Raw genomic sequence first — 1248 nt, forward strand, 5'->3', positions numbered from 1 at the left:
CCTTATATTCACTTAATTCTTTTTGCTTCTTCTGTAATAAAAGTTGACGCATTTTAAACATGGTAGAAGAACATAAGAAAATAGCAATCAGTTTTCCGTATAAATGGCACTCTATTCTTTCTTGTTTAACAGTGCGACAATGATCTATATCAAATAATGATTTCCACGTTTTAAAAGCAATTTCTATCTGCCAGCGTAATGAGTATAGCTCATGGACTTGTTCCATCGGAACCCACTCCCAAGGTGCATTTGTCGCATATACATTTAATCCCGCTACTAATTTACTTTTCTCTGAATAGGTTCTGTGTTTTGACTTTTCTTTTTCTGCAATTTTCTCTAGGCGTTTTTGTAATTGTGCCGCTGTTAAACGATGAAAAACGAGACGTGAAAATAACTGCTCTTTATTTCCAATATAAGCTTGCTGATATTCTATTGTTTCCCCTGGTTGAAGTTGATTCAAAATCTGTATGAAATTGATTTTTATGTATTCTGATTGTTTTTTAATGGAACCATTTTTAAAATATTCCGGATCTGGGTTTCTTACATATACGTTTGTATTTAACTTTAACCGCGAAATATAATACGTCCCCCGTTGATCCATTTGATCTAAATCCTCTAATGAAAAATATCCTAAATCACGAATACATAAATCGCCTGGCCGTAACGTATCTAAGCATTCTGTTCCAAATGTTTTATCATTGTTTTTGCCAGGTCCCACTTGAACCAGGATATATATGTTCCAAAGTGTTAGGTACCTGAAACAAGGTAGCATCCATGATGCGAATGCGTTGAAAATGGGGAAAAAGTTGATTAGAAAGGCGAGTTTGCTCACAGATTTTTTGTTGTAACAACAAAGAAAAGATATGTTTTAAAAATAACACTGATTTTTCATTAAATCGTTTATTTAAGCCCTCCGGGCTAAGTACAGTACCTGTAACAGCGTGAAGTCTACTACATAATCGTACTAAAGGATCACTGGCCACCCTTTGACTAATCCAAATACAAATGGTAGCTAAATCTGATCCCGAAAATTTGCGTTTTCTCTTTACAAACCTCATCTCTCTTGTTAGTTCTTCCAAAAATTCAGGTGTGATATAGCGCTGTAATTCTTCTGCAAATGGTTGTAACTCCTCTTGAATCGAGAGATTCATAAAAAAACGTCACCCTTTCTCATTTATATTATGTAAGAAAGAATAACGTTTTTTTGTACTTGGGGGTAGTAAAAGCCCTTAAGTTGATGGGCATGTA

General features: G+C 34.6%; 1 pseudogene. It reads right to left on the reverse strand.

Annotated features, from left to right (window positions below):
* Positions 1-1151: pseudogene (locus tag F3I02_RS27220) on the reverse strand (IS4 family transposase); the annotation flags it as partial.
* Positions 1152-1248: the final 97 nt, after the last annotated feature.

Origin of the sequence: Bacillus sp. SRB3LM, from assembly GCF_015712745.1 — a bacterium.
Taxonomy (GTDB): domain Bacteria; phylum Bacillota; class Bacilli; order Bacillales; family Bacillaceae_G; genus Bacillus_A; species Bacillus_A thuringiensis_K.